This window comes from Winogradskyella sp. R77965, from assembly GCF_044594915.1.
Lineage (GTDB): Bacteria > Bacteroidota > Bacteroidia > Flavobacteriales > Flavobacteriaceae > Winogradskyella.
This window is the reverse complement of the sequence record NZ_CP138990.1, coordinates 1,289,516-1,312,037: the sequence shown is the minus strand read 5'-3', so window position 1 is coordinate 1,312,037 and position 22,522 is coordinate 1,289,516. Positions and strand designations below refer to the sequence as shown.

Annotated in this window: 25 protein-coding genes and 1 other RNA gene; 14 read left to right on the top strand and 12 right to left on the bottom strand. The window is 32.3% G+C overall.

From position 1 onward, the window contains the following. Nucleotides 1-101: 101 nt before the first annotated feature. The 4 genes from SJY34_RS05960 (at nucleotide 102) to SJY34_RS05945 (ending at nucleotide 4,185) form a co-directional block, all read left to right on the top strand. On the top strand, nucleotides 102-590 hold the full coding sequence (locus tag SJY34_RS05960) for a SixA phosphatase family protein (protein WP_400079997.1): 489 nt from the start codon (nucleotides 102-104) through the stop codon (nucleotides 588-590). Further along, nucleotides 587-2,641 carry a polyphosphate kinase 1 gene (ppk1, locus tag SJY34_RS05955; RefSeq protein ID WP_400079994.1) on the top strand — a complete coding sequence of 685 codons (2,055 nt, stop codon included), beginning with the start codon at nucleotides 587-589 and terminating at the stop codon, nucleotides 2,639-2,641. The genes SJY34_RS05960 and ppk1 overlap by 4 nt, the downstream gene beginning before the upstream one ends. Before the next feature lies 1 nt (nucleotide 2,642). Continuing rightward, complete coding sequence (locus tag SJY34_RS05950; protein ID WP_400079991.1) at nucleotides 2,643-3,548, top strand: Ppx/GppA phosphatase family protein; 906 nt, start codon at nucleotides 2,643-2,645, stop codon at nucleotides 3,546-3,548. A gap of 106 nt (nucleotides 3,549-3,654) precedes the next feature. Beyond that, nucleotides 3,655-4,185 carry a porin family protein gene (locus tag SJY34_RS05945; protein WP_400079988.1) on the top strand — a complete coding sequence of 177 codons (531 nt, stop codon included), beginning with the start codon at nucleotides 3,655-3,657 and terminating at the stop codon, nucleotides 4,183-4,185. A gap of 46 nt (nucleotides 4,186-4,231) precedes the next feature. On the opposite strand, the gene SJY34_RS05940 is transcribed toward SJY34_RS05945, so the two are convergent. From SJY34_RS05940 to dnaX, 3 genes are read right to left on the bottom strand one after another with little or no spacing between them, the layout of a single operon-like run. Further along, nucleotides 4,232-4,813, bottom strand: coding sequence for a tRNA-(ms[2]io[6]A)-hydroxylase (locus SJY34_RS05940; RefSeq protein ID WP_400079985.1), 582 nt, complete (start codon nucleotides 4,811-4,813; stop codon nucleotides 4,232-4,234). An 11-nt stretch (nucleotides 4,814-4,824) separates the two neighbouring features. Next, nucleotides 4,825-5,388: a hypothetical protein gene (locus SJY34_RS05935; protein WP_400079983.1), complete on the bottom strand. Its 564-nt coding sequence runs from the start codon at nucleotides 5,386-5,388 to the stop codon at nucleotides 4,825-4,827. 3 nt (nucleotides 5,389-5,391) lie between these two features. Continuing rightward, nucleotides 5,392-7,119 (bottom strand): DNA polymerase III subunit gamma/tau, encoded by a 1,728-nt coding sequence (gene dnaX, locus SJY34_RS05930; RefSeq protein WP_400081340.1) that lies wholly within the window; start codon nucleotides 7,117-7,119, stop codon nucleotides 5,392-5,394. Between the two features lie 149 nt (nucleotides 7,120-7,268). On the opposite strand from dnaX, the gene rnpB reads away from it, so the two are divergent. Further along, nucleotides 7,269-7,683: RNase P RNA component class A (gene rnpB / locus SJY34_RS05925), an RNA gene on the top strand. Between the two features lie 36 nt (nucleotides 7,684-7,719). Here rnpB and rsmD read toward each other — a convergent pair. Genes rsmD through SJY34_RS05910 form a run of 3 tightly spaced genes read right to left on the bottom strand, consistent with a single transcriptional unit; the run spans nucleotide 7,720 to nucleotide 9,784 of the window. Continuing rightward, nucleotides 7,720-8,253, bottom strand: coding sequence for a 16S rRNA (guanine(966)-N(2))-methyltransferase RsmD (gene rsmD, locus SJY34_RS05920; RefSeq protein ID WP_400079980.1), 534 nt, complete (start codon nucleotides 8,251-8,253; stop codon nucleotides 7,720-7,722). Beyond that, the gene (locus SJY34_RS05915; RefSeq protein WP_400079977.1) at nucleotides 8,253-9,059 is read right to left on the bottom strand and encodes a DUF3822 family protein; all 807 of its coding nucleotides are present in this window, start codon (nucleotides 9,057-9,059) and stop codon (nucleotides 8,253-8,255) included. The genes rsmD and SJY34_RS05915 overlap by 1 nt, the downstream gene beginning before the upstream one ends. Before the next feature lie 2 nt (nucleotides 9,060-9,061). Further along, nucleotides 9,062-9,784 (bottom strand): hypothetical protein, encoded by a 723-nt coding sequence (locus SJY34_RS05910; protein WP_400079975.1) that lies wholly within the window; start codon nucleotides 9,782-9,784, stop codon nucleotides 9,062-9,064. 156 nt (nucleotides 9,785-9,940) lie between these two features. On the opposite strand from SJY34_RS05910, the gene SJY34_RS05905 reads away from it, so the two are divergent. From SJY34_RS05905 to SJY34_RS05880, 6 genes are all read left to right on the top strand, one after another. After that, on the top strand, nucleotides 9,941-11,383 hold the full coding sequence (locus tag SJY34_RS05905; RefSeq protein ID WP_400081338.1) for an ATP-dependent RecD-like DNA helicase: 1,443 nt from the start codon (nucleotides 9,941-9,943) through the stop codon (nucleotides 11,381-11,383). A gap of 4 nt (nucleotides 11,384-11,387) precedes the next feature. After that, on the top strand, nucleotides 11,388-11,963 hold the full coding sequence (locus SJY34_RS05900; RefSeq protein ID WP_400079972.1) for a DUF4126 domain-containing protein: 576 nt from the start codon (nucleotides 11,388-11,390) through the stop codon (nucleotides 11,961-11,963). A 46-nt stretch (nucleotides 11,964-12,009) separates the two neighbouring features. Beyond that, complete coding sequence (gene kdsB, locus SJY34_RS05895) at nucleotides 12,010-12,738, top strand: 3-deoxy-manno-octulosonate cytidylyltransferase (protein ID WP_400079969.1); 729 nt, start codon at nucleotides 12,010-12,012, stop codon at nucleotides 12,736-12,738. Nucleotides 12,739-12,768: 30 nt separating this feature from the next. Then, the gene (locus tag SJY34_RS05890; RefSeq protein WP_400079966.1) at nucleotides 12,769-13,482 is read left to right on the top strand and encodes an HAD family hydrolase; all 714 of its coding nucleotides are present in this window, start codon (nucleotides 12,769-12,771) and stop codon (nucleotides 13,480-13,482) included. A gap of 35 nt (nucleotides 13,483-13,517) precedes the next feature. Beyond that, nucleotides 13,518-14,600, top strand: a complete 1,083-nt coding sequence (locus SJY34_RS05885; protein ID WP_400079964.1) for an iron-containing alcohol dehydrogenase family protein — start codon at nucleotides 13,518-13,520, stop codon at nucleotides 14,598-14,600. Between the two features lie 68 nt (nucleotides 14,601-14,668). Next, nucleotides 14,669-15,217 (top strand): 1-acyl-sn-glycerol-3-phosphate acyltransferase, encoded by a 549-nt coding sequence (locus SJY34_RS05880; RefSeq protein ID WP_400079962.1) that lies wholly within the window; start codon nucleotides 14,669-14,671, stop codon nucleotides 15,215-15,217. On the opposite strand, the gene SJY34_RS05875 is transcribed toward SJY34_RS05880, so the two are convergent. The 6 genes from SJY34_RS05875 to SJY34_RS05850 all read right to left on the bottom strand — a co-directional run bounded on the left by SJY34_RS05875 (nucleotide 15,218) and on the right by SJY34_RS05850 (nucleotide 18,958). Further along, nucleotides 15,218-15,631 (bottom strand): DUF3052 domain-containing protein, encoded by a 414-nt coding sequence (locus SJY34_RS05875; RefSeq protein WP_400079959.1) that lies wholly within the window; start codon nucleotides 15,629-15,631, stop codon nucleotides 15,218-15,220. It lies immediately after the preceding gene. A 130-nt stretch (nucleotides 15,632-15,761) separates the two neighbouring features. Then, on the bottom strand, nucleotides 15,762-16,241 hold the full coding sequence (locus tag SJY34_RS05870; protein WP_400079956.1) for a nuclear transport factor 2 family protein: 480 nt from the start codon (nucleotides 16,239-16,241) through the stop codon (nucleotides 15,762-15,764). A gap of 47 nt (nucleotides 16,242-16,288) precedes the next feature. Beyond that, nucleotides 16,289-17,386 carry a heparan-alpha-glucosaminide N-acetyltransferase domain-containing protein gene (locus tag SJY34_RS05865; protein ID WP_400079954.1) on the bottom strand — a complete coding sequence of 366 codons (1,098 nt, stop codon included), beginning with the start codon at nucleotides 17,384-17,386 and terminating at the stop codon, nucleotides 16,289-16,291. 25 nt (nucleotides 17,387-17,411) lie between these two features. Continuing rightward, a complete protein-coding gene (locus tag SJY34_RS05860; RefSeq protein ID WP_400079952.1) occupies nucleotides 17,412-18,041 on the bottom strand; it encodes a hypothetical protein in 630 nt (209 codons plus the stop codon). A 10-nt stretch (nucleotides 18,042-18,051) separates the two neighbouring features. Continuing rightward, nucleotides 18,052-18,747 carry a HupE/UreJ family protein gene (locus tag SJY34_RS05855; protein WP_400079949.1) on the bottom strand — a complete coding sequence of 232 codons (696 nt, stop codon included), beginning with the start codon at nucleotides 18,745-18,747 and terminating at the stop codon, nucleotides 18,052-18,054. A 4-nt stretch (nucleotides 18,748-18,751) separates the two neighbouring features. Beyond that, nucleotides 18,752-18,958 carry a hypothetical protein gene (locus SJY34_RS05850; RefSeq protein WP_400079946.1) on the bottom strand — a complete coding sequence of 69 codons (207 nt, stop codon included), beginning with the start codon at nucleotides 18,956-18,958 and terminating at the stop codon, nucleotides 18,752-18,754. A gap of 157 nt (nucleotides 18,959-19,115) precedes the next feature. Here SJY34_RS05850 and SJY34_RS05845 point away from each other — a divergent pair, with 157 nt between their 5' ends. Genes SJY34_RS05845 through SJY34_RS05835 form a run of 3 tightly spaced genes read left to right on the top strand, consistent with a single transcriptional unit; the run spans nucleotide 19,116 to nucleotide 22,519 of the window. After that, nucleotides 19,116-20,504 carry an alanine/glycine:cation symporter family protein gene (locus tag SJY34_RS05845; RefSeq protein WP_400079943.1) on the top strand — a complete coding sequence of 463 codons (1,389 nt, stop codon included), beginning with the start codon at nucleotides 19,116-19,118 and terminating at the stop codon, nucleotides 20,502-20,504. Continuing rightward, a complete protein-coding gene (locus SJY34_RS05840) occupies nucleotides 20,488-20,745 on the top strand; it encodes a DUF4212 domain-containing protein (protein ID WP_400079940.1) in 258 nt (85 codons plus the stop codon). Before SJY34_RS05845 ends, SJY34_RS05840 begins: the two co-directional genes overlap by 17 nt. A 19-nt stretch (nucleotides 20,746-20,764) precedes the next feature. Beyond that, nucleotides 20,765-22,519: a sodium:solute symporter family protein gene (locus tag SJY34_RS05835; protein ID WP_400081336.1), complete on the top strand. Its 1,755-nt coding sequence runs from the start codon at nucleotides 20,765-20,767 to the stop codon at nucleotides 22,517-22,519. Nucleotides 22,520-22,522: the final 3 nt, after the last annotated feature.

Sequence of the window (22,522 nt, the reverse complement as noted above, 5' to 3'; positions counted from 1 at the left end):
CTAAAATCATAAACAAACATTAATGTTTAAGCGGCAAAATAGTCGTTAAAACGGACATACGCAACATTTAATCGAAAAAAAATGCATTTAATCGATAAATTATGAAAACTATTACATTAGTAAGACATGGTAAATCATCTTGGGAACATGATCTTTCAGACAGAAAAAGACCATTAAAATCAAGAGGTGTTAGTGACGCTATGTTGGTTGCAAATCAGTTTGTTAAGCATCAAAAAATCCCCGAAATAATTTACTCTAGTCCTGCCAATAGAGCTTTAAGTACCTGTAAGATTTTTATGAGTATTTTTGATTTGTCAGAAAATTCAATAAATGTGATTGAAGATTTATATGATTTTGGCGGTGAAAGTGTTATCAATTTCATAAAAAATGTATCAAACGAATTTGACCATGTTATGATTTTTGGTCATAACCATGCTTTCACATCAATTTCTAATATATTTGGCAGCACATTTATAGCAAATCTTCCAACTAGTGGGTTAGTAAAACTAAATTTTGAAATTAATAATTGGAAAGATTTAAAAAAAGGTTCTACAGAATTGATTATTATTCCAAAGGAATTTAAAAAATGACAAAAGATAAAAACGTTTATATAAATAGGGAGTTAAGTTGGTTGCAATTTAATGCTCGCGTATTGCAAGAAGCTGCAGATAAAGAAGTTCCATTAATAGAACGTTTCAGATTTTTGGGTATATTTTCAAATAATCTCGATGAATTCTTTAAAGTAAGATACGCCACCGTAAAAAGAATATATGAAGCAGGAAAAGAGGGTAAGAGTCAGTTAGGAGGTATAAAAGCTGGAGATTTGCTAGAAGAAATTACAAAAATTGTTATCGATCAGCAAACTGAGAGCTTAGGGATTCTTGAGGAAATCAATAAAGAGCTAGAAAATGAAAACATTTATATTGTTAATGAAACAGAAATAAATAAAGAGCATCACGAGTTCATTAAGAATTATTTTTACCAAGAAATTAGTCCAGCATTGGTTGTTATAATGCTAAATGAAGACATAGCTCTGCCAGAGCTAATGGATATTTCAGCCTATTTGACCGTAAAAATGACAAACGCTGATGGTAAATTTCAGGTCGCTTTGGTTGAAATATCTGCAGAAATGGATCGATTTGTTGTGTTGCCAAGCGAGGGTGATAGTAGTTATGTTATTATGGTGGACGATATTTTGAGATATTGTTTAGATGATATTTTCAATATTTTTAATTACGACAGTATTACCGCACATATGATTAAAATCACCAGAGATGGTGAGCTAGATTTTGATAGCGATCTTAGTAAAAGTTTTATAGATAAACTATCAGAAAGTGTTAAAGACCGACAAAGTGGAGATCCTGTACGTTTTGTTTATGATAAGAATATTGAAGAAAACACATTAAGCTTTCTATTAGATCGCATGTCTATACACAAAAAAGAAAGTATTATTCCTGGCGGACGTTATCATAACCGCAGAGATTATATGAGTTTTCCAAGTTTAGGAAGAACAGACTTGCTCTATGATAAAATTAAGCCCTTAAGTGTAAAAGAGCTGAGCTTAGAAGATAGTATCTTTAAGACGATAGCTAAGAAAGATTATTTGGTTTATACGCCTTATCATACATTTTCATATATCGTTAAATTTTTAAGAGAAGCTGCATTAGATCCTAAAGTAAAAACTATAAAAATTACTATTTATAGATTGGCGCAGATATCTCACGTGGCAAGTTCTTTAATTAACGCAGCAAAAAATGGTAAAAAAGTAACTGTATCTATTGAGCTTAGGGCGCGTTTTGATGAAGCAGCAAATATTAACTATGCTGAACAAATGCAAGATGAAGGTATTAAGATGTTATTTGGCGTTACTGGTTTAAAAGTACACTGTAAAATGTGCGTAATTGAGCGCGAAGAGAATAATAAATTAGTCAGATATGGTTTTATTAGTACAGGCAATTTTAATGAATCGACGGCAAAAATTTATACAGATTTCACACTTTTAACTGCAAACTCTAAAATTCTAAAAGACATCAATAAAGTGTTTAATTTTTTTGAAGTTAATTACAAAATTTATCGATACAAGCATATTATAACCTCACCTCATTATACACAGTCTAAGTTTTTTGCATTAATTGATAAAGAAATTGAAAGTGCTAAAAATGGTAAGGATGCTTATATAAAACTAAAAATGAATAGTATAAGTAGCTATAAAATGATTGATAAGTTATACGAAGCCAGTAGAGCAGGTGTGAAGATACAGATGATAGTAAGGGGATTATGCTGTTTAGTTCCTGGTGTTGTAGGTATGAGTGAAAACATTGAGATAATAAGTATTATTGATAAATTTTTAGAACATACCAGATTGTATATTTTTGGGAATAATAATGATCCAAAAATTTATATAAGTTCAGCAGATTGGATGACAAGGAATATTGATACTAGAGTTGAAGTAAGTTGTCCGATATATGATAAAGATATTAAACTTGAGTTACAGCATTTATTTGATATTTGCTGGAATGATAATGTAAAAGCAAGAATCATCAACGAAACTCAAGATAATACCTATCGTAGAAATAACAAGCCAAAAGTCAGAGCTCAATTTGATACATATAATTATTACTTAAACAATTTAGAGAGATAATATGCTGAAGATACAGAAATATGCGGCTATAGATATTGGATCTAATGCTGTAAGATTATTAATTTCAAACATTATTGAGCAAGATGGAGAACCTGTACGATTTAAAAAGAATTCATTAGTACGTGTGCCAATTAGATTAGGAGCAGATGTGTTTCTCAAAGGCGAAATTTCTGAATACAACCAAGAGCGAATGATGGATACGATGAAAGCATTTAGTCTCTTAATTAAGTCTCATGGTGTTACTCGTTATAAGGCTTGTGCCACATCAGCTATGCGAGAAGCTAATAACAGCTCTCAACTTTCTAAAAAAATTCTTGATACCAGTGGTATAAATATAGATATTATTGATGGTGAAGAAGAAGCTGCAATTATAGCCGCAACTGACTTAAACACCTACATTGATCCAAATAAGACCTATTTATATGTCGATGTTGGTGGTGGAAGTACTGAGTTTTCAATTATCCATAATGGAGAAAAAAGACAATCAAAATCCTTTAAAATAGGAACTGTTAGATTATTGAATGATATTGTAAAAAATGAAACTTGGATAGAATTAGAACAATGGATAAAAGAAAATACCAAGGACTATTATAAAATTGATCTCATTGGTTCTGGTGGAAATATTAATAAAATATTTAAAATTTCTGGAAAAGATTTAGGTAAGCCATTGACTTATTTCTATTTAACCAGCTATTATAAGACGCTTCAAAACTATTCTTACGAAGAACGTATTACCAAGTTAAATCTTAACCAGGATAGAGCAGATGTTATAATTCCAGCTACACGTATTTATTTATCTGCGATGAAATGGAGTAAAGCAAAAGACATTTATGTACCAAAAATTGGACTCTCAGATGGCATTATAAAAAGTATGTTTTTTGAGACCGTTTCTAGTGTAATTGTATAGATAATATTGAAAAATTCTCCATTTGTCTGATTTTTCTCTATAAAAATCTGTAAATTCAGTTGATTTTTATTTTTTAAATTATATTAGCCATTTCAAATTAGAAATTATGAAAAAATATGTATTTGCCTTAGTATTAGTTTCGTTTACAACTGTTTGTATGTCTCAAGATATTAGATATGGCGTAAGAGGAGCATTAAATATTTCTAACTTAGATTTTGATCCCGAGGGAGCTTTTGTAAATCAACACCGTAACGGGTTTGCTTTTGGTGGATTTGCAGAATTTGAATTTGCAGAGAAAACATCTTTATTATTAGAAATACAGTGGTCTGCTGAAGGTGGTAAGAATGAATCTATCAGAGCAGATTATATAAAATTGCCAATTTTTTTAAGATTCTCTTTATCTGATCGTTTTTTATTAGGTGTTGGTCCGCAAGCAGCTCTTAAAACTTGGAAAGATAGAGATGGGTTTGCAACTTTTGCGGCCTCTGGTGTTGTTGGTTTAGAGTATATGATTACAGACGAACTGTTTGTAGATGCTAGAGCTACTTATGGCTTTACTAATATATTGGATCAAGATTTAAGTGATGCTAAAGCCAATAATCACTTACTTCAGTTTGGGTTTGGAATAAAACTCTAAATTAAAATTCATAAAATAAGGTCTCAACTAATGTTGAGGCTTTTTTTTATCCGTGAATGGTTTCTTTATTACTAAGGTTTTTCATTATTTCAGCTTCATAAGCAAGAAGTTGTTGCCATTTTTCATCGACTTCTTTTCGCTCGCCATATTGTCTAGCAAAATTTAAAAACATCGTATAATGGCTAGCTTCGCTAATCATTAATTTCTTGTAAAATTTAGCTAATTTTTTATCTTCTAATGCTTCAGATAATAATCTAAAACGCTCACAACTTCGTGCTTCTATAAGTGCGGCATATAGGAGACGGTGAACTAATTGCGTGGTCCTACTACCGCCTTTAGGAAAGAATTTTATTAGTGTAATTACATAATCATCTTTGCGATCTCTTCCAAGTATCCAACCTCTTTCAAGGATAAGATCGTGTACCATTTTAAAATGACTCATTTCTTCATTAGCCAGTTCTATCATTTCTTGCACAAGTTCTGTATATTCAGGGAAACTTACAATTAATGAAATAGCTGTGCTTGCTGCTTTTTGTTCGCAATACGCATGATCGGTAAGAATATCTTCAATGTTCTTTTCTACGATATTTACCCATCTTGGGTCTGTTGGTAGTTTTAGTCCTAGCATTAGTTATATTATTATGGCAATTCGTAAGCTTCCAATTCTTCTAAGGTATATTTTCCTTTTTTATCGTAAATAATTAAAAAATCTTTACAAATATCAGTCTCAGGCACACAATAATAAATATTAAGAGCCAATTCATTTTTAAGGCTTTTTAGTCCATTAATACTGACAAAGCCTAGTATTGCTTTTTTCCAAAAATCTAAGTCTTTCTGATTGGTAAATAGAGATTTATTTATTCTTTTTGAGGCTACTAATGAATCGTTGTAATATACTTCTAAATCGCTCAGATGTTCTCTGTAGAATTTTTTATAGATAGTAGTATCTTTTTTAAATTCTTCTAATAAAGTACTATTATTCATATCAGAATATGTTTTAATTTTTACTCTAAATCCATTGCTTAGAAGTGTGTCAATAACAACCTCATGGTATGTTTCTGGTGTATACATTACCTTTTCAAAAATAGTAGCTTCCTTAAACGCTTCTATACTTTCAGCAAGTGCCTGATTCTGAGATTTTCTGCCCTCACAACTAGTAGTAGCAATGCCTAAGATTAATAAAAGCCCAAGTAAATTTCTCATACATTAAATATCTAAACCAAATGTTTTTCGCAAAAGCTCAATGTTTGGGTTTTTCTCTTTTAATTTTTCATATTTCTCTTCTGGAGTAAAAGCATATTTCTTAGCAACTTCCTCATTAACCGTAATATCTAATTTTAAATCGTAATTCAGAAGCGTCTTCTTTAGAAAAGCCATTAACGGAAACTCTGCACGCTCTAGTTCAATTTTATTGGTATTATTAGAATAGGTGAGATGTATAGTGGTACCTCTTAGTTTTGGAGTATCCATTTGCAAAATAGAAGCCATAATTTTTTCACCTTTTTTATCCATTCTAGCAGTATAGGTCTTCCATGCTTCGGTTAAAGCTTCTTGTGTAACTGGCTCTTTAGGTAAATCCTCTTCATCTATAACAACATCCATTTGCCGTATAAGATGTTCTTTCTTTTCTTTTATACTCTTTAGCGATAATCCTGAAGTAACTTTACTGGGTTTGTTAATTGAAATTTTTGGCATAACAACAGGTTCCGCAACTGCAGAAAGCGTTTCTTTCTGAATAACTTCTACTTCTCTAACGATTTCCTTTTCTGGTGTCTTTACTTCTTCAATTTGTGGCTTTTTAACAGGAATCGGAGTAATACCTTTAGCCTTAAAGTAAGAAGGAGGAATTATGAAGTACTTACTGTTTTTTTTTTCTCCATCAAAAGTGATAGAGGCTAATTGCATGAGCGTAAGTTCAACTAATAGACGTTGATTTTTACTTGTTTTATATTTCAAATCACAGTCGTTAGCAAGTTGAATGCCCTTCATGAGGAAACTATTAGACGTTTTTTGCGACTGTTCAATATATTTTTGCTTGGTATCTTCTCCAACTTCTAATAGTTCGATAGTTGATTGGTTTTTACATACCATTAGATCTCTAAAGTGAGATGCTAAGCCAGCAATATAGTGATGACCATCAAATCCTTTTGATAGTATGGTGTTGAATTGCACTAGTAATTCAGGAATTTTATTCTCTAATATTAAGTCTGTACTCGTAAAATATGTTTCGTAATCAAGTACATTAAGATTCTCAGTAACGGCTTGTCTAGTTAGATTTTTACCAGAAAAGCTAACCACACGATCAAAGATTGATAAAGCATCACGCATAGCTCCATCTGCTTTTTGAGCAATAATATGCAGTGCATCGTCTTCCGCAGTGATATTTTGTTCTTTGGCAATATACTTTAAGTATTCTTTTGCGTCAGTTACAGTAATGCGCTTGAAATCGAATATCTGACAACGCGATAAAATCGTTGGAATGATTTTATGCTTCTCAGTAGTTGCTAAAATGAATATACAATGCTTAGGTGGTTCTTCTAAGGTTTTTAAAAACGCGTTAAAAGCGGCTTGAGATAACATATGTACCTCATCTATGATGTATACCTTATACTTTCCAACTTGTGGTGGAATGCGGACTTGATCAGTTAAACTTCTAATGTCGTCAACTGAATTGTTTGATGCTGCATCGAGTTCAAAAATATTGAAAGCAAAATCTTCATCCTCACTTGTATTGCCATCACTGTTTATCATTTTGGCCAAAATACGTGCACATGTTGTTTTACCAACACCACGTGGACCCGTAAATAATAAAGCTTGTGCTAAGTGATTGTTCTCAATAGCATTAAGCAACGTATTTGTAATAGCTTGCTGACCAACAACATCCTTAAAGGTTTGTGGTCTGTATTTACGAGCCGATACTACGAAATGTTCCAACTTATGCTGAACTAGATTCAGCATCTTTCGATGCTATTAAACTTGATTTTTGAACTGAATTACAAATTTAAGAATAACCTATAAATAGCCGATTGTTAACGACTATATTTAGTATGAGTTATTAACAATTTGTGTACTTTTGCGCCAAGCAGATCGCCTTATCGATCTTGTGCTGAATTTATTTCAGCATCTTATCAATTTAGTAAATAGCTTTTTTGAAAAAGGTACTGAAACAAGTTCAGCACTAGGTAGGAAAGTCCGAACACCATAGTGTAATCATAGTGGTTAACAGCCATCCATCGAAAGGTGAGGAAAAGTGCAACAGAAAGTATGTACAGGTAATGCTGTAGTGAAATCAGGTAAACTCTATGTGGTGCAATGTCATGTATACTAACGTCCCGATAGCTATCGGGAGAGCGTACACGCGCGATTGTTAGAGGGTAGGCAGCTAAAGTTTGCTCGTAACAGTAAACGTAGATAAATGATAAGGTAGTTTTGTTCTTGTAAGGAAGAGATTCTGAAACGAGTTCAGAATGAACAGAATTCGGCTTATAGATTTGCTTAATTAAACAAGCTTCGTGTTAACACGAAGCTTTGTTTTTAACTAAAAAAACTAAACATATTTCCACCATAGCTCTTAGAATGTGAGTAGTGTTCTAAATGACTTAAATCAGTATGTTTAGAATGTTCTACAATTAGTAAACCTTCATCTTCTAATAATTGATTTTCAAATACCAACTCTGGAATTTTTGAAAATGCATCAAGTTCAAAATTGTATGGTGGATCAGCAAAAATAATAGTATGTCTTTGTTTCGATTTCTCTAAATACTTAAAAACATCACTTTTTATAGTATTAATTGGCATTTCAAATGCTTCAGCGGTTTCATTAATAAATTTTATGCAACCAAAATTATCATCAACGGCAGTAATGTTTTCTGTACCTCTTGAAGCAAATTCATAACTTATATTTCCGGTGCCAGAGAATAAATCTAAGACAGATATATCATCTAAATAGTACTGATTATTTAAGATGTTGAACAATGCTTCTTTAGCCATATCTGTTGTTGGTCTAACGGGAAGCTTTTTAGGCGCTGTGATGCGTCTACCTTTGAAAATACCAGATATTATACGCATTAAAAGGAATTTAAAATAAGATAATTATGGTGAACATTTTTATCTTTAATGCTTTCAGAAATTTTATAATCTAAATCGGAATCAATAAATTCTATATGTCTTACGTAGGTGTATAAGATGGAATAAAGTTCATCATCTTTGTCAATAATTCCGCTTAATTTTATTGGTGTGGTTTCTACATCGAGTTTTAATTGCTCGTATACAAATAGGACGTAGTAAATAAAATCTTCTTTGCTGTGATATTCAAAAACATTAAACAATTGAAGTTGCCCTTTAGTGACGGCTAATAATTCAATAGTATGCATATTAATGTTTATATATACGATTGGATCTTCAGCGCGCTTTTCCTTACTTAAAATAGTATCAACTAGTATGCTGGATGAATGTTTATAAACAAACGCACCAAAGGTTTCAAAAATATAGTTGTTGATGTTTACATAAGGTACATAAACGTTAATACTTTCATTTACATTAATATCATCTTCTGTGATAAAATCAGTTCTAAGAATTTTAGAGTTAAACTTTAAATAGTCTGCCTTATTGTTTTCGTTGTACAGCGTTTTAGGAACAAGGGTAGCTAACTCGTTTTGATGAATCACTGTAACGGCATCAAAATCTTCGGAAAATGCTGTATTGCTGCTTAATTCTGCCTTAAGATGATTAAGAACTTCGTTTGGAGTTAGCTTATTCGCAAACGTTATTGTATTAAGAAATTCAATAGAGTTTGTTTCCTTATTTAGGATACAAAAAGAAAGCCCATTCAAATTAATTTGAATGGACAGTTCTTTAATATTATTTTCTTTCAAACTTATTCTTTAGTTGTGTAGCTCTTTGGCCAGTTTCCTTTAGTGAATACTTCTTCCATAGAACCAACAGTTAATCTAGATCCATTAACACCATCAACAGAAACCACTTGGTTTTCCTTTTCGATGAGATATTTTTCTTGGTCGTCTAAAATTACAGCTTTTTCTACACTAGCTTCAAACACGGATATGTCTTCTAGTTTTCCGGCCTTAAGTACAAATTTGGCTCCTTCTTTACCAACACCAACATTCATCATTGTTTTGTAACGATCAGAACCATTAAAAATTGAATCCTTAACAGAGTAAAAACTTAAGGTGTCAATTAGAGTTTTAGTCATAAAAGTCTCAACACCACCAAAGGCACGAGTACGCTCTTCATCTAATATTAATGTATCACGTCTTTGTGTAATTGGCACTTTTCCGTTTTCAACAAATTTTATTAATGAGTCAAAACTAGCTGTGTATTGACCATGTACTTCTTTGTAAGCTAATTCAGAATCTCTAACATCAATTAGGCGATCAATAACTTTTTTATAGCGCTCAACCTTCAGCTTATTGAATTTAATTTCTTCATATACAGACATAAACGTTGTATAACTTAAGAAAATAATTATGGCCCAAAGTACAAGATGAATAAGAGGTTTCATTTTCTTTGGAACAAACTTGTCGATCAACCAAACAATTGCTATGGTTAATACTATAATTAATACAATTGCTAAAATTATCATATATGAGAGTTTATTAATTAGGTCTATCGCAAATCTACAATTTTTTTTTGTTGGTTAAAACTATCTAAAATAAAAAACACTAAAAATATCGAACTAAATGAGTTATGTATCTAAAAAATATAGAATAATACTATCTTGCTATATATTTATTTCTTTATGATTTCTAATGCTTCTGCATTTTATTCGTTTCTAAAATCTAAGTTCCCATTTACGCCAACATCTAAGCAAGATATGGTGTTAATGCAGCTTTCTCAATTTATTTTTGACACTAATAAAAATTCAATTTATCTACTTAAAGGCTATGCAGGAACAGGTAAAACCAGCATTATTGGTACTATAGTTTCTAATTTATGGCAAGCAAAAAAGAGCGCAATTTTATTAGCACCAACGGGACGAGCGGCTAAGGTAATTTCAAATTATTCTAAAAAGGAAGCATTTACTATTCATAAGAAAATCTATTTTCCAAAAAAAGATAAAGGTGGTGGCGTAAAATTTGTAATGCAACCTAATAAGCACAGAAATACAATTTTTATTGTTGATGAAGCATCGATGATTCCAGATACGCCATCAGATTCAAAATCTTTTGAAAGTAGTTCTTTACTCGATGATTTAATGCAATATGTGTATTCTGGTCATCAATGTAAACTCTTACTTATTGGCGATAAAGCACAATTACCACCAGTAAAATCAGATTTGAGTCCAGCTTTAAATGAAAATAAACTAAGCTTAAACTATAATAAAGATGTTATAGGTATTGAATTAGATGAAGTGGTACGACAAGAACAAGACTCTGGTATTTTAAATAATGCCACAGAACTTAGAGCGGTTTTAGAATCTACTTTTTATGAAAGTTTTAAATTCGATTTAGAAGGTTATACAGACAGTGTGCGTTTAATTGATGGGTACGAAATTATGGATGCTATTAACGATGCATACAGTGAAAATGGTTATGAGGAAACAGCTATTATTGTTAGAAGTAATAAACGTGCTAATGCATATAATCAGCAAATTAGGCAGCGCATTTTATTTAATGAAACCGAACTTTCAGCTGGAGATTATTTAATGGTTGTAAAGAATAATTACTTTTGGATTAAACCAACAACTGAAGCAGGTTTTATTGCCAATGGTGATATCATTGAAGTGCTCGAAATCTTTAGTATTAAAGAATTATATGGATTTAGATTTGCTGAAGTAAAAGTAAAAATGGTAGATTATCCACGTATGCGACCTTTCGAAACGGTTTTGCTTTTAGATACCATTGATGTAGAAAGTGCCTCACTGAGTTATGAAGAATCTAATCGATTATATCAAGAAGTCTCAAAGGATTATGAAGATGAACCTTCTAATTACAAACGCTTTTTGGGTGTGAAGAACAATAAATTCTTCAATGCTTTGCAGGTAAAATTCTCTTATGCTATTACATGTCATAAATCACAAGGTGGGCAATGGAATACCATTTTTGTAGAACAACCTTATTTGCCAAATGGAATGGATAAAGATTATATACGTTGGTTATATACAGCAATTACAAGAGCCAAAGAAAAGCTCTATTTAATTGGGTTTAAAGATGACATGTTTGTTGAAAAAGATATAAATTAGAAGAATGACAACAGAAACGATTATTAGCGTGTTTTTGGGTATAGGGCTTGCGGCATCTGTAGGTTTTAGAGTCTTCTTGCCTTTGTTTGCTTTAAGTTTAGCAACTTATTTTGGCAAGTGGGGCCTTAATGAATCTTGGTTATGGATTGGGAGTTCAGCAGCTGTAATCACTCTTGGTATTGCTACATTGGTTGAAATTGTTGCCTATTATATTCCAGTAGTTGATAATGCCTTAGATACTATCGCAATTCCACTGGCAACTATCGCTGGTACAGCAGTAATGGTATCAACAGTTGCAGATTTAAGTCCAGTAATTACTTGGGCATTGGCTATAATTGCTGGTGGAGGTACAGCCGCAGCTGTAAAAAGTTCGACTAGTGCCACAAGATTAGGTTCAACCGTTTCTACTGCTGGTTTTGCAAATCCTATAGTAAGTACAATAGAAACAGCTACTTCTATTGTAATGTCTATAATATCTATCTTTCTGCCAATATTGGCTATAATTCTGGTAGTTCTGATATTCTATTTTATTTACAGGCTTTATAAAAAGATACGTCCAAACCAACCAAAATCATCTTAAAATATTATTTTTGAATTTAAATGAGTTCTTTATACAAATCACATAAATGAAAATTATTTCAATGATTCCCGCACGTTATGGTGCATCGCGATTTCCAGGTAAATTGATGCAAAATTTAGCAGGTAAATCGGTGATTTTAAGAACCTATGAAGCTACTGTAGCGACACAACTTTTTAGTGAAGTTTATGTAGTGACAGACAGTGATATTATTTTCAATGAAATTGTGAATAATGGCGGGAAAGCCATTATGAGTTTAAAGGAGCACGAATCTGGTAGTGATCGAATTGCAGAAGCCGTGGCAAATGTAGATTGTGATATCGTAGTTAATGTACAGGGTGACGAGCCATTTACTGAGCGGGAGAGTTTACATAGCGTTTTAGAGGTATTTAAAAGTGATGTAAATAAGGAAATTGATTTGGCATCGCTTATGGTTGAAATTACCGATTGGGATGAAATTGAAAATCCTAATACTGTAAAAGTTATTGTAGACCAGAATAATTTTGCTTTATATTTTTCTAGAAGTCCGATTCCCTTTCCAAGAGATAAAGATGTAGCAACACGATATTTTAAGCATAAAGGCATCTACGCATTTAGAAAAGATGCCATATTAGATTTTGCAGTATTACCAATGCAATTTCTTGAAGCCACTGAAAAAATAGAATGTATTCGGTATTTAGAATACGGAAAGCGTATTAAAATGGTAGAGACTCAAGTACAGGGAGTAGAAATTGATACACCAGAAGATTTAGAAAAAGCGAAGCGTTTGTGGAAGTAGTTTCTGCAACTTTTGATAATGAATTAAATATTGAATAAAGACTATCAAAATATAAAAGTAATTGGCTTCGATGCAGACGATACACTTTGGGTAAACGAAACTTATTTTAGAGCTGCAGAAGAGGAAGCTGGTCTATTATTATCGCATTATGAAACTCCTAATAAGATAGACCAAGAACTCTTTAAAATGGAGATTAAGAACCTTCCGACATATGGTTATGGTGTTAAAGGGTTTGTTTTATCTATGATTGAGCTTGCTATAGAATTATCTAACGGAACAGTTTCTAACAAAGTAATTGGGGAAATGTTGAAGATTGGTAAAGACATGATTAACAAACCAATTGAGTTGTTAGATGGAGTAGAGGAAGTACTTAAAGGGTTATCAAAAGATTACAGATTAATTGTGGCCACCAAAGGTGATTTATTAGATCAAGAACGAAAATTAGAAAAGTCGGGATTATTAAAATATTTTCATCATATTGAAGTTTTAAGTGAAAAACAAGAAGCCAATTACTCCAAATTATTAAAGCATCTAGATATTGAACCAGAAGCTTTTTTAATGGTAGGTAATTCCTTAAAATCAGATATTTTACCGTTGGTAAACATTGGTGCAAAAGCTATTCATGTTCCTTTTCATACCACTTGGCAACATGAAGAGGTTTCGAAAAAAGATACAAATGGATCTGATTATAAAACCATAAATAGTTTATCGGAAATTTTAGATTTTTTCGGTACTAAAAAATAAACTAAGTTATTATTTTTGTCAAAGATATAAAGTAAATGATATACAAAAATTATCCAATGGTGTCGCGAGTTGTTTTCGGACGTGGAAGTTTCAATCAACTAGATGAAATTTTAACGCCTAAACGAAAAAACCGTAATGCACCATTTATATTTTATGTCGATGATGTCTTTAAGGGCAATCATTGGTTAACGTCTAGAATAACGTTGTCCTACAAGGATAAAATCATATATGTACCAACAATAGAAGAACCAAAAACATCTCAAATAGATCAACTGGTTGAAGACATTATTCTTGAGTATAGCGAATTACCATCTGGAATTATTGGTATTGGTGGAGGCATAGTTATGGATATTGCCAAAGCAGTGTCTTTAATGCTGACCAATAAAGGTGAATCAAAAGATTATCAAGGTTGGGATTTAATTCAGTATCCTGCGATTTATCATGTTGGCATTCCTACAATTTCTGGAACTGGTGCTGAGGTCTCACGTACTACAATTCTAACTGGTCCAGAGCGTAAACTCGGAATAAACAGTGATCATACGCCTTTTGATCAGGTCATATTAGATCCTGAATTGACTAAGAGCGTTCCAAAAGATCAATGGTTTTATACTGGTATGGACTGTTTTGTGCATTGCATAGAATCACTCAATGGTACGTTTTTGAATGCATTTAGTCATAGCTATGGTGAAAAGGCGTTTGAGCTGTGTAAAGAAATATTTTTAGAAGATACTTTAAGCACAGAAGAAGCACAAGACAAATTAATGATGGCTTCCTGGCATGGTGGTATGAGTATTGCGTATTCTCAAGTTGGAGTTGCTCATGCTATGAGTTATGGCTTAAGTTATCTATTGGGAATAAAGCATGGTATCGGAAATTGCATTGTTTTTAATCATTTAGAAGACTATTATCCTCAGGGTGTTTCATTATTCAAGGAGATGAAGGCCAAGCATAATATAGAATTACCCAAAGGCATCTGTGCCAATTTAGAAGACTATGAGTTCGATAAAATGATTGATGTAGCATTAAGTTTAGAGCCACTATGGGAAAATGCTATTGGTAAAAATTGGAAGACCATTATCACAAGACAAAAACTCCTAGAGCTCTATAAAAAGATGTAATACCGATTATGTCTATCGGCATAACACCTTAAAAAGTGTTTAAATTTTAATAAACAAAATGGTGTCAGATGCGCTGGTTAGCAAAATTCATTTATTTTAAATTGTTGGGTTGGAAAGTTGTTGGTAATATCAATTTTTCTAAAGATACAATTAGAAAAGCTGTTATCATTGCCGTTCCACATACGAGTTGGTACGATTTTGCTATTTCAATATTATTAAGAAAAGTTGTTGGTGTAAAAACTAATTTTGTTGGTAAAAAAGAACTTTTTACTTGGCCGTTTGGTTATTATTTTAGAGCCGTTGGAGGTAAAGCATTAGATAGAACTTCTGGACAAAATAAGGTAGAAGCCATTGCTAAGCTATTTAAAGAAGAAGATGAATTTCGTTTGGCGTTAGCACCAGAAGGCACAAGGAAGAAAGTCAAAAATTGGAAAACAGGATTTTATTACATTGCTAAAGCTGCAAAAGTGCCAATAATAATGTACACTTTAGATTTTAAGAACAAGCAAAACAAAGTCTCAGAACCTTTTTACCCTACTGATAATATGGAGGCAGATTTTAAGTTTATGAAATCCTTTTACAAAGGGGTAGAAGGTAAGGTTAAAGACTTTAGTTAGTTATTTTCGGTCTTTTAGTCTATACATAAATTTAAGACCACTCCAATCCTCATCTATTGCTGCTACTTTGATATCTACTAATCCAGTTTCTAAAACAACGGATCTTACAATTTCTCTATTAATATCAGTTGCAATATCAGAAGTACCTTTTGGCCAGCTCAACCAAAGTATTCCATTTCGTTTTAAGCCTTTTTTTAAATTTTGAATTGCCTCTTTTAAAGCTTCGCGTGAAGTAAAAAAAGCATGTATAAAATCCAATTGCACAGCATCCGAAGTTTTTAAATATTCTAAGTTGTCGGGCAGTTTGTCGAACAAATCAATATAATGATCTGGTGCATGATATAAATAGATTTTAAAACCTGCTTTTAAACCTAATTTTTTTGCCAATGGTGTCTTAGAATAGCCCGATCTCATTTCTAATATTTAACTTTAAGAATAATTAATCTTTGGCATAAGATTTGTGTTAGATATTATGCAATGAAACATAAAGTAAACTTTTAAGTCCCTAAAAAGAAACATTGCTATTAAAAAAAGCTATCTGCCGCTAAGAAGATGGCTTTTTTTCTTTTATAAACTTGTCTAAAAGATAATTGGTTTGCGTCTGTAATTTTGTTTTAAAAAACTTCATACCTCCAAACAACAATCCTTTTATTCCTATGGCTTGTTTGGCCCAGCTATGTAAATTAAAGTAATCCGTATGTTTTATAATTAAGCCATCTTTAAATTCAAAATGGGCATCAATCTTATTATGAACTTTTCTACCGGTTTTACTAAACGTATAAAAGGCTTCCCAATGCGCAGATCCTTTATTTTCAATAGCCTTAACATCTGAATAAACAACTTTAAAATTTTGCCCTTTCTTTTGAGATTCGCATAGCATTTGCCACATGGCTTTTGCACGATCACCTTTTAAAATTCCAAAGGCAGGATCTTCAAAAACGATATCATCATGATAACATGAAATCATAGTGTCTGCATCAAGATTAGTAAAAGCTTTATAGAAAGTTTCTATTGTAGTTTTCATAATTAGTTATATGATATTAGCACTTAAAGATACAAGTTTAAAATGCCTTAATTCGTGTATTTTTTTACTTTATCTATTAACTTTCTAATACTAGAGTAAATAAACTTATTGGTTTTTACATAATAAAAAGAGATAAAGCAAACTGTAGTTAAAAAGAACAATGCACCAATTATAGCTTGCCAAGGAACTAAAGTTTTACCAATAAGTTGATGCAAGCCTATACCTGTATAACTTCCATATATAATGATAAAATGAATAACATAAATGGAAAGTGTTTTTTGTCCAATTTTTAAAATAATGGGTTGTTTAATATAGTTTTCAGCGGCGTAGAATAATGCAAAAAGAATTAGAACATTTCCAAATCTGGTGAATAAATAGTTGTAATACGCTACATCCTTTAGTATTTCTAAATCCGTAATAAAATAGAGCTGCATTAATAACCAAGCAGATTTAGAAATTAAAAGGATGCCTACAACAAAAAAACCAGATACAATAGCGACTTTAAATCTTGGACGCTCTACATACCTATAAAATAAAGTAGAAATAAAGCCTCCAAATGCCACATAACCAAACCAAGGAATAATATTAAAAATTGAACCATTAGATTTTGATAAATAGTTGGCAAATAATTTAGGAATATTAGGTAATTCTATACCTCTATACAGAGGTTCTGAAATAAATATAGCTAATCCAAACAACAGCATTAATATAGAGAATATAAGTGTTTTCTTGAAGGTTAACCGATATATAACTACAATAATGATTAAGGATAAGCCAATACATTGTAAAACATCTATAACTAAGAAATAGCTATTGAATTTTCCGATAAGCCATTCAAAAATGGGAATTCTAAGCGAATATCCTATACCAATTAGCATTAAGCCTCGTATTAGACCTTTGCGCATTCGTTCTTTTTCGGTACCACTATGTTTTGCTTTAATAAGTAGATAAGAAAATATTAAACCCGAAATTGTAAAAAATGTTGGTGCAGTAATTCCTCTAAAGTATTCCCAAGTTTTAAAAGCCATGTTGCTAGAATCTCTATGAGATACATCTAAAAGTGTATCTATAAAATGGCCTTGCAGCATCATTAAAATTGCAAATGCTCTTACAGCATCAATAAAGTACAGGCGTTTTGCGCTCAAGCTAGTGATTTGTTAGACTAATATTCTAATTGAATAGCTCATACTCGCCATTAAGTTTAATTGTAACAACAATATCTTCACTGGTGTCGTTTCTAAAATACCAACCATGTTTTCCTTCAAAAGGCGCAGTAAATGTGCCAGCCATATTATTAGAATAAGCTACAGTATAACTTTCATAGAATACATTTTTTGGAGGATTTTCTTGTTTTACTTCACCATGAAAGTCTAGGTATACAACACCTTTGTCTAAAGTCCATTCATATTTAGTATGGCCTAGTTTTAGGCTTTTAAATTTATACTCAACCCCTTTTTTAGCTGGTACTACGACTTCAATAGTATCTTCTCTTTCTGGATATTGATTTTCGGGTGGTGGATTATTGGCTTCACTTGGTTTGGGAGTACTTTTTGGTGAACCCAATTTTTCCATTTTTATGGTTTTAAAATTCAAGCTAGAATAACTATCATAATTTTCTGCTTGATTATTTCCTTGATACAATTCAGAAAAACCTAGCAGTTTACCTGTTCCTAAAGGATCAATACCATATTCTGCAGGTAATACAGCAGTTACTAGTACTATCGCTCCAATAATTATGGCGATTATTAATGATTTTAATAATTGGCCTTTACTTAAATGAGGTTGATTGTTTGTTGTCATGTCGTATTTATTATGAGAAAAAGTATCCGGTTAGTTGGTAGCCAAGTAATAAAAAACCTGCTGCCATTAAAAATATATTAGTGATTTTGGAAAACTTGAGGTAGCTACTGTATTGTCTCCAAAATGAAATAATTAAGAGTACAAATCCCAAAGCCAAGAACTGACCAATTTCTACACCTAAGTTGAAGCCCAATAAATTCGTAAAAAGTCCTTCTTTATCAAATTCAAATTCTTGCAGTTTTGTGGCAAGTCCAAAGCCATGAAATAATCCAAAAATTAGAACGGCTGCTTTGGTATTAGGTTGCGTTCCTAAGATTTTTTTGAATCCTCCTAAATTATCAAATCCTTTATAAACAATAGATAAAGCTATTATGGCATCGATTAAATAAGCATTAACGTTGATGTCTGCCATAACTCCAAATAAAAGCGTTGCACTATGACCAATAGTAAAAAAACTTACATATAGAATAATTTCTTTGGTTCGATATAAGAAAAAAATAACTCCGACTAAAAAAAGTAAATGATCGTAACCCGTAAGCATATGTTTAGCGCCTATGTAAAGAAAAGGACCAAATGCAATACCTTTATTTGTAGATAAAAATGATTGTGTTTCATCATCTACACCATGTGCATAAGCCGAAACAGAAACGAGACAACAAAGAATTACTATAATTGGAGTCGTTAATTTTGCTATTTTCATAGTCATTTAATTAGTGCGCATGTCCATGCTCTTTAACCTGACGAATACTATCTAATCTTCTTTTTTCGTCTTCAGATGTAGTGTCCTCGATTTTAGTTTTGGTCTCTTCTTTTATAACTTCTGTTTTAGTTTCCTCTTTAGCTTTTTTCTTATCAGTACAAGAGTTAAAAACACCTATTGATAGTATTAAAGCAATAATTAATGTCTTAGTTTTCATATTTTAAAATTTAATATCGATTATTTATTGTTGCTAAATTTGTTGATGAGCTAAGTTAACTTTTTCTAAACTTATAATCAATAGCTTAGAGATTCGATTCTAAATTAATTGTAAACAATAGAGAATAAGTTTAGAAGGATTACTACATTTATAATCTATGGAGACTCTTAACCAACTACTCAAAGATTTTTCGTCCCTTGCTTGGGGTTTACCGTTACTTATATTATTAATTGGTGGCGGATTATATTTATTGATTCGTTCTCAGTTTTTACCATTTCGATATATAGGACATGCTATTAGTGTTCTACGAGGAAAGTATGACGATCCTAATGATCCTGGTCAGATTTCGCATTTTCAAGCATTAACAACGGCACTATCATCTACAATTGGTATGGGGAATATAGCAGGTGTTGCATTAGCTATTTCAGTTGGTGGTCCTGGAGCTATGTTTTGGATGTGGGTGAGTGCTATTGTTGGTATGGCTACTAAATTTTTCACATCGACTTTAGCTATAATGTACAGAGGTAAAGATAGTAATGGAGAATTACAAGGTGGACCAATGTATTTTATCACAGAAGGTTTAGGTAAAAACTGGAAATTCTTAGCTATAATGTTCTGTGTTTTTGGGATGTTAGGTGCGCTTCCAGTGGTTAATGTGAATCAATTAAAACAAGCCATAAATGATATCATATTAATTCCTAATGGAGTAGAAGTTAGTTTTAATACTAACTTAATCATAGCTGCAGTATTAGTGGTTTTTACAACCATTGTAATTTTAGGGGGTTTAAAACGTATTAGTTCTATTGCATCTAAAATGGTGCCATCCATGGTATTACTATACTTTGTTCTTGTGCTTTTTATTCTTGGAATGAATTATAGAGAAGTACCGAAATATTTCATGATGATTTTTACGGATGCCTTTGAAGCTAACTTCATAAAAGGTGATGCTGTGTTTGGAGGTATGTTAGGAGCACTCATACTCCTCGGAATAAAACGTGGAGCATTTTCTAATGAGGCAGGAATTGGAACAGCGCCAATGGCTCATGGAGCTGCAAAAACTGATGAACCTGTAAGAGAGGGTTTAGTAGCTATGCTAGGGCCAGTAATAGATACATTGATTGTTTGTACATTGACAGCATTAGCAATTTTAGTCACAGGAGTTTGGCAAACGACTGCAGATAATGGTGTTAGCCTTACCGCTTCGGCCTTTAAAGATGCGCTTCCTTATGGTCAATATCTATTAATGCTTTGTGTATTTATATTTAGTGTATCTTCTTTATTTAGTTATGCCTATTATGGTACAAAGTGTATGTCATTTTTAATAGGAGCAGATAAAAAACACTATTACAATTATTTATATATTTCTAGTATTATTCTTGCTGCTACAACTGAGTTTGAAGCCATGATTAATTTCATAGATGGAGTCTTCGCTTTTATGGCAATACCAACTATGGTGGCCACAATTCTATTGGCACCAAAAGTGGTTAAAGAATTAAAAGCCTACATAATACGATTAAAACAAGAAAAAAATGGCATCAAAAAGTAACGCAAAAGCCTATTGGCGAGATAATATAAAGTATGTCTTAATCCTACTTGTAATTTGGTTTGCGGTGTCTTATGGCGCAGGAATTCTATTTAAAGATGAACTAAATACTATTAAAATCGGAGGCTTTAAATTAGGTTTTTGGTTTGCACAACAAGGTTCCATGTATGTATTTGTAGTACTCATTTTTGTTTATGTCAAACTGATGAACAAGCTCGATAAAAAATACGGTTATGATGAATAAATTATTACTAATAGCCGAAATGGATGTTCAAACTTGGACTTATATTTTAGTCGGAATTACATTTACATTATACATTGGTATTGCGATATGGTCTAGAGCAGGTTCTACAAAAGAATTTTATGTAGCTGGCGGAGGAGTTTCGCCTTTAGCAAACGGAATGGCAACTGCTGCGGATTGGATGAGCGCAGCGTCATTTATTTCTATGGCAGGTATTATTTCTTTCGCAGGTTATGATGGTGCGGTTTACCTCATGGGTTGGACAGGTGGATATGTGTTGCTTGCATTACTTTTAGCACCATATTTACGTAAGTTTGGAAAGTTTACGGTTCCAGATTTTATTGGAGATCGTTATTATTCTAAAACTGCTCGAATTGTTGCTGTTTTCTGTGCGCTTTTAGTATCCTTTACTTATGTAGCTGGTCAGATGCGTGGAGTAGGAATTGTGTTTTCAAGATTTTTAGAGGTAGATATTAATACAGGTGTAATAATCGGAATGCTAATTGTATTATTCTATGCTGTTTTAGGTGGCATGAAAGGCATCACATACACACAAGTTGCTCAATATTGTGTTTTAATTTTCGCTTTCATGGTACCTGCAATTTTTATTTCTATTCAAATGACAGGAAACCCCATTCCACAATTAGGCTTTGGCGGAGAATTAAGCGATGGTTCTGGTACATATTTACTAGATAAATTAGATGGTTTAAGCACTGAACTAGGTTTTGCAGAATATACTGAAGGTTCTAAGTCTATGATAGATGTTTTTGCCATTACACTAGCATTAATGGTTGGTACAGCAGGTTTACCACATGTTATTGTTAGATTTTTTACGGTGAAACGTGTTAAAGATGCTCGAAAATCTGCAGGAATTGCTTTATTACTTATTGTCATTTTGTATACCACTGCACCAGCAGTTGCCGCTTTTGCAAGAACAAATATGATTGAAACTGTTTCTAATCAATCTTATGCGGAAGTACCAGAGTGGTTTAAGAAATGGGAAGAAACAGAATTAGTTGTATTTACAGATAAAAACTCAGATGGTAAGATTCAATATTTAGCCGGAGATGCATTTTTAAAAGGAGAAGATGGTAAATTGGATTATAATAAACCTAATCCCGAAACCTTAAATGAATTATATGTAGATAGAGATATAATGGTTTTGGCAAATCCTGAAATTGCAAAGCTACCTAATTGGGTTATTGCTTTAGTTGCAGCTGGTGGTTTAGCAGCGGCATTATCAACAGCAGCTGGTCTTTTGCTCGTAATTTCTTCATCAGTATCTCACGATTTAATCAAAAAAATAATTAAGCCTTCGATATCGGAAAAAGGAGAGCTTGTTGCAGCAAGACTTTCCGCTGTTGGTGCTGTTTGTGTTGCAGGTTATTTCGGTATTAATCCGCCAGGGTTTGTGGCAGCTGTCGTTGCTTTGGCTTTCGGATTAGCGGCAGCATCTTTTTTTCCGGCTATTATTTTAGGAATTTTTTATAAGCGCATGAATAAAGAAGGAGCAATTGTAGGTATGATTGTAGGAATTGTGAGTATGCTTTTATATATGATGAAATATAAATTGGGTTGGTTTGATGAGGTACTTCCAGATAAAAGTGAATGGTGGTTTGGAATTTCCCCAGAAGGTTTTGGTACTATCGCGATGATGCTTAACTTTATCGTGTCTATAATCATAATGAAATTTACTAAAGCACCGCCTCAAGACGTTCAGGATATTGTTGAAAATATAAGGATTCCGAGTGGTGCTAAAGAAGCCATAAATCATTAATTG

Bases quoted from the DNA above. Each gene is read 5' to 3' on its own strand.
- SJY34_RS05960 (WP_400079997.1), top strand. From the start codon at position 102: ATGAAAACTATTACATTAGTAAGACATGGTAAATCATCTTGGGAACAT.
- ppk1 (WP_400079994.1), top strand. From the start codon at position 587: ATGACAAAAGATAAAAACGTTTATATAAATAGGGAGTTAAGTTGGTTG.
- SJY34_RS05950 (WP_400079991.1), top strand. From the start codon at position 2,643: ATGCTGAAGATACAGAAATATGCGGCTATAGATATTGGATCTAATGCT.
- SJY34_RS05945 (WP_400079988.1), top strand. From the start codon at position 3,655: ATGAAAAAATATGTATTTGCCTTAGTATTAGTTTCGTTTACAACTGTT.
- SJY34_RS05940 (WP_400079985.1), bottom strand. From the start codon at position 4,813: ATGCTAGGACTAAAACTACCAACAGACCCAAGATGGGTAAATATCGTA.
- SJY34_RS05935 (WP_400079983.1), bottom strand. From the start codon at position 5,388: ATGAGAAATTTACTTGGGCTTTTATTAATCTTAGGCATTGCTACTACT.
- rsmD (WP_400079980.1), bottom strand. From the start codon at position 8,253: ATGCGTATAATATCTGGTATTTTCAAAGGTAGACGCATCACAGCGCCT.
- SJY34_RS05910 (WP_400079975.1), bottom strand. From the start codon at position 9,784: ATGATAATTTTAGCAATTGTATTAATTATAGTATTAACCATAGCAATT.
- SJY34_RS05905 (WP_400081338.1), top strand. From the start codon at position 9,941: ATGATTTCTAATGCTTCTGCATTTTATTCGTTTCTAAAATCTAAGTTC.
- SJY34_RS05900 (WP_400079972.1), top strand. From the start codon at position 11,388: ATGACAACAGAAACGATTATTAGCGTGTTTTTGGGTATAGGGCTTGCG.
- kdsB (WP_400079969.1), top strand. From the start codon at position 12,010: ATGAAAATTATTTCAATGATTCCCGCACGTTATGGTGCATCGCGATTT.
- SJY34_RS05885 (WP_400079964.1), top strand. From the start codon at position 13,518: ATGATATACAAAAATTATCCAATGGTGTCGCGAGTTGTTTTCGGACGT.
- SJY34_RS05880 (WP_400079962.1), top strand. From the start codon at position 14,669: ATGCGCTGGTTAGCAAAATTCATTTATTTTAAATTGTTGGGTTGGAAA.
- SJY34_RS05875 (WP_400079959.1), bottom strand. From the start codon at position 15,631: ATGAGATCGGGCTATTCTAAGACACCATTGGCAAAAAAATTAGGTTTA.
- SJY34_RS05870 (WP_400079956.1), bottom strand. From the start codon at position 16,241: ATGAAAACTACAATAGAAACTTTCTATAAAGCTTTTACTAATCTTGAT.
- SJY34_RS05860 (WP_400079952.1), bottom strand. From the start codon at position 18,041: ATGACAACAAACAATCAACCTCATTTAAGTAAAGGCCAATTATTAAAA.
- SJY34_RS05855 (WP_400079949.1), bottom strand. From the start codon at position 18,747: ATGACTATGAAAATAGCAAAATTAACGACTCCAATTATAGTAATTCTT.
- SJY34_RS05850 (WP_400079946.1), bottom strand. From the start codon at position 18,958: ATGAAAACTAAGACATTAATTATTGCTTTAATACTATCAATAGGTGTT.
- SJY34_RS05845 (WP_400079943.1), top strand. From the start codon at position 19,116: ATGGAGACTCTTAACCAACTACTCAAAGATTTTTCGTCCCTTGCTTGG.
- SJY34_RS05840 (WP_400079940.1), top strand. From the start codon at position 20,488: ATGGCATCAAAAAGTAACGCAAAAGCCTATTGGCGAGATAATATAAAG.
- SJY34_RS05835 (WP_400081336.1), top strand. From the start codon at position 20,765: ATGGATGTTCAAACTTGGACTTATATTTTAGTCGGAATTACATTTACA.